The organism is Pseudovibrio sp. POLY-S9 (assembly GCF_001431305.1).
In the GTDB taxonomy this organism is placed as follows: Bacteria; Pseudomonadota; Alphaproteobacteria; order Rhizobiales; family Stappiaceae; genus Pseudovibrio.
This window is the reverse complement of the sequence record NZ_LCWX01000146.1, coordinates 1-1894: the sequence shown is the minus strand read 5'-3', so window position 1 is coordinate 1894 and position 1894 is coordinate 1. Positions and strand designations below refer to the sequence as shown.

Genomic DNA, 1894 nt, shown 5'->3' with positions numbered 1-1894 from the left:
ACAGCTACTCCCCTCATCTACCGCAGGGCGCGTCTCTCCCCGACTCTACCGAATGAACCCAGATTGCTTGCGACCAGCCTGCAATCATAAGTCCGAACTCACATTAGTTGCGAATGGCGAAAACAGCGCTCTCAATCAACAGCTTAACCCCGCCTTTTACTTTTTATAGCGCGCGTCCTTTACCGATCAGTATCACAAACCCTCCAGAAACCCGTTTTCTTCAGCGGAATACATACGATGATTTCTAAACAGAGTAGGCAGACAAAATTATTCAATGAAATCAGGGCGTGTGTGCAGCGATCTAGTCCGTCTGTCAAACCACCGTTTCAAAGACACACGAGAGGATATTACGTCATCTCCGCACTAATCCCTTCCTAGAAACTAGTGACGTTCGTTACGGCGAGAAATTAGGAAGGTACATTGCCAGTTCCGCGGTTTTTCAAACAGCAGCCATGTAGCTCACCGACAATAGTACTGAGCTACATGGCTGATTTCGGAATACTCACCGCCAACTTAAACAACAACGGGGAAGAGAACTATTGCCATTACCCTTCGTCCGGATACTCAAATTTTGTCGTGACGCTACCGTCTTCATTTATTATCAGCGTGAATGCATTCCAGTCCCCGCCAGTATGGACTTTCATCAGGGAGTGGAGCTGCGGCACCAAGTCCTTAACAGGCCGTCTAATATCCCTGTTCAGTGCTGGGAAATGCTCTTCGTTACCTTTTATATAACTGAAAGCGGAGCCCACGCTGCTGCTACCATCTTTGTATCCGTGATCATACTCGAAGCGACATTTAGCAGATGAAACACCATCTGGACAGCTTCCCTTTACGATCCAATAAAGTTGGTCGATTAGCTGGCGCTGTGTTTCGATTTCGTTTTTCATTCACTACCCTCCGGCCTGATTATCGAAATCCTTTGTAAAGGTTCGGCCATTGATTTGATACTCAATTTCGAGGCTTTCAGGCCTTGCTCCGCCAGGATTGGCGCGAGTAAATCGCACAGTCACATTGCCTACGTCTTCACCGTTTTGCAATGCACGGGTGATCTCATTTTCCCATGTTTTGTAAGCACTATTGTTGAAGTTACTGTTTTGTGGGAACAGGTTGAATCTGTCACAAGTCCCGCCATGACGACACGCCTGAATGTGTCCACCAACATCACCGGCAATACCTTCTTTACCAACTTTGGTCTGCCGGCCATCGCGAACACCAGGTGCATCCAAAGGCTTGTAGGTGATCTCTTCAACATAGCCAAAACCATTTGTCTTGAAGTTGGTGCCATTGTCCAACTCGATCCAGCTGTCTGCTGGCGGGTTGTTCAATAGTTCATACTCCGTTGATCCCTTAACAGCCTTGTCTACTTCAACACGAGTACGCACCTGCAGACCTACAGTTGAAATCTCCGAACTGCTAGCAGAGCCAATCTTACTAAAGGAGCCATCTGTCTGCTGTGTAAACTTGCTGCCGTAGGCACCGATAATAGTGTCTTTGTCGAGATACTTGCCACCATTAGCCAGCAGCTCAACCGGGTCGCAGGTGTTGTGAACCCAGGCTTTGAGTTTGCCAACAAAGTAGGTATGCGTATCGGCAACTTCGAAGTTGTAAGTGTCTTGTCGCTGGCTCTCGAGAACGACAGACTTTACTTCGAGGAAACTGGTTGCCTCTTCCCCGGTTTCATGACTTTCGACCAGATCCCCTGGAGCGAGGCCAGAGGCTTCCACCCAGCCCTTGCCATTGACGTAGAATGGGTGCTCGGCAGTCGTGCCTAGTTTTTCCAACTCGCCCTGAGAATTTTGCAGTGAAACTGAGTAGATTTGCTTATTATTGTTCCTGAACAGCTTCGTCACGGGTTTAGCCGTCGTGACTTTCAACTTGTCATCACGGGAGA

At 48.3% G+C, this 1894-nt stretch carries 2 protein-coding genes; both read right to left on the bottom strand.

What is annotated here, in order from left to right:
• Positions 1-545: 545 nt before the first annotated feature.
• Entirely contained in the window at positions 546-890 is a 345-nt protein-coding gene (locus PPL9_RS13910) for a hypothetical protein (protein ID WP_057463275.1), read from the bottom strand.
• 3 nt (positions 891-893) lie between these two features.
• Positions 894-1894, bottom strand: a 1001-nt coding sequence (locus PPL9_RS13905; RefSeq protein WP_200962310.1) for a polymorphic toxin-type HINT domain-containing protein, incomplete at its 5' end; no start/stop codon positions are given.

Bases quoted from the DNA above. Each gene is read 5' to 3' on its own strand.
- PPL9_RS13910 (WP_057463275.1), bottom strand. From the start codon at position 890: ATGAAAAACGAAATCGAAACACAGCGCCAGCTAATCGACCAACTTTAT.